The sequence below is a fragment of the Anaeromyxobacter soli genome, from assembly GCF_022808855.1.
Taxonomy (GTDB): Bacteria; Myxococcota; Myxococcia; order Myxococcales; family Anaeromyxobacteraceae; genus Anaeromyxobacter; species Anaeromyxobacter soli.
In genome coordinates, this window is the sequence record NZ_JAKZLF010000023.1 from 1 (window position 1) to 5,621 (window position 5,621).

General features: G+C 75.0%; 5 protein-coding genes and 1 pseudogene. 4 read left to right on the forward strand and 2 right to left on the reverse strand.

Translation table 11 applies throughout. From position 1 onward, the window contains the following. Positions 1-2,292 (reverse strand): ribonuclease R (rnr, locus tag MLV88_RS15580; RefSeq protein ID WP_243337922.1); only part of this gene is annotated, 2,292 nt, incomplete at its 3' end. Between the two features lie 2 nt (positions 2,293-2,294). Then, on the reverse strand, positions 2,295-3,143 hold the full coding sequence (locus MLV88_RS15585; protein ID WP_242341536.1) for a TIGR00266 family protein: 849 nt from the start codon (positions 3,141-3,143) through the stop codon (positions 2,295-2,297). A gap of 72 nt (positions 3,144-3,215) precedes the next feature. Here MLV88_RS15585 and MLV88_RS15590 point away from each other — a divergent pair, with 72 nt between their 5' ends. The 4 genes and pseudogenes from MLV88_RS15590 to MLV88_RS15605 all read left to right on the forward strand — a co-directional run. Next, entirely contained in the window at positions 3,216-4,433 is a 1,218-nt protein-coding gene (locus tag MLV88_RS15590) for a molybdopterin molybdotransferase MoeA (RefSeq protein ID WP_243337924.1), read from the forward strand. A gap of 272 nt (positions 4,434-4,705) precedes the next feature. Next, on the forward strand, positions 4,706-4,912 hold the full coding sequence (locus MLV88_RS15595; protein WP_011985757.1) for a helix-turn-helix domain-containing protein: 207 nt from the start codon (positions 4,706-4,708) through the stop codon (positions 4,910-4,912). Between the two features lie 179 nt (positions 4,913-5,091). Beyond that, on the forward strand, positions 5,092-5,370 hold the full coding sequence (locus tag MLV88_RS15600) for an oxidative damage protection protein (RefSeq protein WP_242340326.1): 279 nt from the start codon (positions 5,092-5,094) through the stop codon (positions 5,368-5,370). Between the two features lie 57 nt (positions 5,371-5,427). Then, positions 5,428-5,621 (forward strand): annotated as a pseudogene (locus MLV88_RS15605) (hypothetical protein); the annotation flags it as partial.

The window sequence follows — 5,621 nt, forward strand, 5'->3', positions numbered from 1 at the left end:
CGCCGGAGCCGGCCCGGCCGCCGCGCGCGCGCGCGGTGCGCGCACCGCCGCCTCCGCCTCCGCGAGGACCTGCTCCGCCCCGCGGCGCTTCCGCCCCTTGGGAGCGGCCTTCGCCTCCTCCACGAGCTTCAGCTCGATGCGGCGCCGGATGGGGCTCGCGGAGACGACGTCCACCGTGACCTCCTCGCCCACCCGGAACGCGCGGCCCGTCGTGCGATCGACGAGGGCGTGCAGCTCGGTGTCGAGCTCGGGCATGCCACCGAGGTCCTCGATCTTGACGAGCCCCTCGACGAACCAGCGCTTCAGCTCCACGAACAGCCCGAACTCCACCACCGCCGAGACGACGCCCTCGAACCGCTCGCCCACCTTGTCCTTCATGAAGAGCGCCGCGTAGTAGGCCGCGATGTCGCGCTCGGCCTCCATCGCCGCGCGCTCGCGCTCCGACGAGATCGCGGCGAGCTCCGCGAGCACCGAGGCCGGCGTCTCGCGCGTCGACTGACCGTGCCGGCGCGCCCACTCCTCCTTGAGGAGCCGGTGGGCGACGAGATCCGGGTAGCGGCGGATGGGGGAGGTGAAGTGCAGGTAGTGCTCGGCGGCGAGCCCGTAGTGGCCGATGTTCTCCGTCGAGTAGATGGCCTGCATCATCGCCCGCAGGAGCAGCTGGTTCAGGGCGCGCTGCTGCGCGTGGCCCCTGAAGCGCCCCAGGAGCGCGTTCAGCGCCTGCGGCCCGGGCACCTCCGGCACCTCGAAGCCGTGCGACTCGGCGAGGTCGAGGAACGCCTGGAGCTTCTCCTCGTCCGGCACGTCGTGCACGCGGTAGATGGTGGGCAGCTCGCGCGCGCCGAACCAGCGCGCCACCGCCTCGTTCGCGGCGAGCATGAACTCCTCGACGATCCGGTGGGCGCGGTTGCGCGGCCGCTTCTCGATCGCGACGACCTGGCCGTCCTCGCCGAGCACGATCTTCGCCTCGGGGAGATCGAAGTCGAGCGCGCCGCGGCGCCCCCGCATGGCGGTGAGCTTCTCCTGCAGCTCCGCCATGAGCTCGAAGCGCTCCTTGAACCGCTCGCGCTCCGGGACGCGCTCGCCCGCGAGGACGTTCGCCACCTCCGTGTACGTGCAGCGCGCGGCGCTCCGCATCACGCCCTCGTAGACCTCCGCCGAGCGCGTCTCCCCCCGCTCGTCCAGGACGAGGTCGGCGACCATGCACAGCCGGTCCACGGCGGGGTTGAGCGAGCAGATGCCGTTCGAGAGCCGCTCGGGCAGCATCGGCAGCACCTGCATCGGGAAGTAGACGCTCGTCCCGCGCCGCGACGCCTCCGTGTCGAGGGCGGAGCCCGGCCGGACGTAGTGCGCGACGTCGGCGATGGCGACGACGAGCCGGTAGAGCCCCCTGCCCTTCGACCCCTCGAGCCGCTCCACGTGCACCGCGTCGTCGAAGTCGCGCGCGTCCTCGCCGTCGATCGTCACGAGGGGGAGCGCGGTCAGGTCGCGGCGGCCCTGGCGATCCTCGGGCCGGACGTGATCGGGGATCGCCTGCGACTCCGCCAGGACCGGCGCGGGGAACACGTCCGCGAAGCCCTTCGCGTAGGCGACCTTCAGCACCTCCACGCGCGGCTCGCCGGGGCGGCCGATGGCCTCGGCCACCTTGCCCTGCAGCCGCCCGGTGCCGGGCTCGAGCGCGACCTTCACCACCTCACCGTCCTGCGCCGCGCTCGTCTCCGGCACGGGCACGACCTCGCCGAGCTCCTCGTCCGCCGGGACGACGAAGCTGCGCGCGCCGCGCGCGTGGTAGGTGCCGATGAGCAGCCTGCGGCGGCGCTCCACGATCTCGACGAGCCGGCCCGCGGTGCGGCCGCCGCGCGCCGGCACGATCTCGACGCGGAGCAGGTCGCCGTCGAGCGCCTGCGACGCCTCGCCGGGCGGCAGGAACACGTCGTCGCCCTGGCGGTCGATGCGCGCCACGAACCCGTAGCCGTCCCGGTGCTTCTTGAGCGTGCCGACCACCTCGTTGCCACGGCCCGGCCGGCGCAGGCCGCGCCGCTCGCGGACCGGGGCGAGCGCGGCCGCCGGCGCCCCCGCGGGCTTGGCGCCCGGGAGCGAGAAGCGCTTCCCGTCCCGGTGAAGGAGCCCCTCGCGCGTGAGATCGCGGAGCGCCCGCTTCACCTCCGTCCGCTCGCCCGGGTGGAGCTTCGCCCGCTGCATGAGCTCGCGAACGGAGAGCGCCTTCCCCCCCGCGCGCCGCAGCTCCTCGACGATCGCGGTCCGCCGCCGCTCCTGGCCTTCGTGCGCCATGGTCAGTCTCCGAACAGCTGCCCGAGCCCCCCGCCCTGCTGCTGGGTCGGGAAGAAGGGGAAGAGCGCGCCCGCCAGGGAGCGCAGGTTGCGGGTCTGCAGCCAGACCTCGCCGGGGCCGGCGAACTCCGCCACGAGCGCCTCGCCCGAGAGCAAGGAGCGCACCCAGCCGCGGCGGCTCGCCTTGCGCACCTCGAACGGCATGCGCGCATCGAACGCCACGACGTGGCCCGTGTCCACGACATAGCGCACGCCGGCGGGGACCGCGCGGCGCACGATCGCGCCGAACGAGGAGAGCAGGATCGTGCCCTCGCCCGAGGCGCGGATGAAGAAGAGCCCTTCGCCGGCGAAGAGGCCGCGGAAGCCGGCGAACTCGGTGTCGAGCCGGACCTCCAGCTCCGAGGCCAGCCACGAGGACGACTGCACGAGCAGCGCGCGCCCGCCGAGCTCGACGCCGATGACGTCGCCCGGCACGGGCGGCGCGAGGATGACCTCTCCGGCGCCGCCCGTCGCGGTGAACGTCGAGACGAAGAGCGACTCGCGGGTGACCATCCGCTTCAGGGCGCCGACGAGCCCGCCCTGGAGCTGCGACTGCAGGTCGACGTTGCCGCTCATCGCCACCATCGCGCCCGCCTCGGCGCGGATCGACTGCCCGGGGGAGAGCTCGACGCGCGCCGACGCGAAGGCGCTGCCGCCGACGAGCTGGTAGCGCAGGGCGGCGCCGGCGGAGGTGGTCGCGAGGACCGGCGCGTCGTGCGCCGCCCCCGTCGTGGGCGTGGGGGCGAGGCGAGCGCCGCACGCCGAGCAGAAGGCGCCGGCGGCGACGGCCGCACCACAGGAGGGACACGTCATGGCGCGGGAGTCTACACGCGCGGCGCAGCGCGCACCGCAGGAAGAAGGGCGCCCGCGGTGTATAAACCCCTCGTGCTCACGCCCGCCGCCGCCCGCGCGCGCATCCTCGCCGCGCTGTCCGACCTCGCGCCGCTCCCCGCGGAGCGCGTCCCGCTCGAAGGCGCGCTCGGCCGTGCGCTCGCCGAGGACCTCTCCGCCGCGCGCGACGTGCCGGCGTTCGACGCCTCCACCATGGACGGCTACGCGCTGCGCGCCGCCGACGCGTCGCGCGCGGGCGCGCGCCTCCCCGTTGCGTTCGAGGTGTACGCCGGCCGGCCGGCGCCGGGACCCCTGCCGGCCGGGAGCTGCTGCCGGATCTTCACCGGCGCGCCGCTGCCCGAGGGGGCTGACACGATCGAGATGCAGGAGGAGGTGCGGCGCGCGGGCCGCACCGCGACGTTCCGGCGCCCCGCCGAGCGCGGCCGGTTCGTGCGCCGCGCCGGCTCCGACGTCGCCGCGGGCGGGACCGCGCTCGCGGCGGGCGCGGTCGTCGACGCCGGCGTCGTGGGGCTCGCGGCCGGCCTCGGCCGGAGCGAGCTCGCCGTTCATCGCCGCCCCCGCGTCGCGATCCTGCCCACGGGCGACGAGATCGTGCCCGCCGGCCGCGCGCCCGGGCCCGGGCAGATCCACGAGTCGAACGGCCCCGCCCTCGCGGCGGCGGTGCGCGAGGCGGGCGGCGATCCGCTGCTGCTCCCGATCGCCGGCGACGCGCCGGACGCGCTCGCCCGCGCCCTCCGCTCGGCGCGCGGGCTCGACGCGCTCGTCACGACGGGCGGGGTCTCGGTCGGCGCGCGCGACCTCGTCCGCGCCGCGCTCGAGCGCGCCGGGGCCCGGCTCGACTTCTGGAAGGTCGCGATGCGGCCGGGGAAGCCGTTCACCTTCGGGCTGTGGGATCGCACGGCGGTGTTCGGGCTGCCGGGCAACCCGGCGAGCGCGCTCGTGACGTTCGAGCTGTTCGCCCGGCCCGCGCTCCGCGCCCTCGCCGGCCTCCCCGGGAGCGGCCGGACCACCGTCAGGGCCCGCCTCGCCGCCGCGCAGGAGAAGCCGGCACAGCTCACGGTGTACCTGCGCGCTCGGGTCCGGCGGCGCGCAGGCGGCCTCGTCGTCGAGCCGCTCCGCACCCAGCTCTCCGGCCACCTCACCTCGGTCGCGGGCCACGATGCACTGGTGGTGCTGCCTGCCGGGCGCTCGCGGCTGGCCCGCGGCGCCGAGGTCGAGACCGTGCTCCTACAGGCTCCCCCCGAGCCATGATGGGGGAGCTTCACTCGGTGCGAAGCCGCGAGCGCAGGGCGCGCGGAGCGTCGCGAAGCGCCTCACCCCGCGCTCCGCGCGACCGCTGACTGCGCCACGCGCCGGGCTTCGACTTTCTTCCCCGGGTCGCGCGGACGGGGGACAGTTCCTCTCGACGTCATCTCTGGCCACCCCGCGCTCATGGTGGTATTGCTCTCGGTGCGGAACGCGCAAAGTTGCCTTGCGGATTCCGCAACTCACCTCGGGGGGCAGCTCGCAGGAGTCGCAATCAGATGCCAGGTCTCGCAGACAAGTTCGCAGTGAACCTCAAGAGCGAGCGGCTCCGCCGCAAGCTCTCCCAGGAAGCCCTCGCCGCCAAGGCGGGCCTCTCGGTCTCGTACATCTCGATGCTCGAGCGCGGGCAGCGCACGCCGCCGCTCGACACGCTGGAGTCGCTCGCGAAGGCGCTGGCGGTCTCGCCGACGTCCCTCCTCTCCTGAACCTCCGTGCCCCGTTCGCGGCCCCGACCGAGCGCCCGACGTGCGCTCGCCGGGGCCGCGGCGCATGGGGGGCGCCGCGACGGCGGCGCCCGCCCTCACCCTGGCGTGCAGGCGTGCATCCCGCCGGGAGATCGCTTATGTTCCTCGCCTCTTACGAACCCTCGGGGCAAGGAGACGGAATGGCTCGCATGGTGATGTGCAAGAAGCTCGGCAAGGAGCTGCCGGGGCTCACCTTCAAGCCCTTCCCGAACGAGCTCGGGCAGCGGATCTACGACTCGATCTCGCAGGACGCCTGGAAGCTCTGGCTCGAGCACTTCAAGATGATCATGAACGAGTACCGGCTCTCGCCCGCCGATCCGCGGACGAGCGAGATCCTGTACCAGCAGGCGGAGCAGTTCTTCTTCAGCGAGGGCGCGCAGCTCCCGCCCGACTACCGCCCGCCCCGCTCGAAGGGCTAGCGCGGATCGTCTCGACGCGTCCGGGCCGTTCCGGCGGCTCGGTCACGGGTGCACCGCGTGCGCTCTCCCGGCGACATCCTGCTCGTCTCCACCTACGAGCTCGGGCACGCGCCGCACGGCGTGGCCCTCCCCAAGGCGTTCCTGGAGCGCGCCGGCTTCGCGCCCGCGGCGCGCGACCTCGCGCGCGCGCGCCGCCGCCCCCCCCCCCGGGGGGGGGGGCGGGGGGGGGGGGGGGGGGGCGGCGCGCGTCC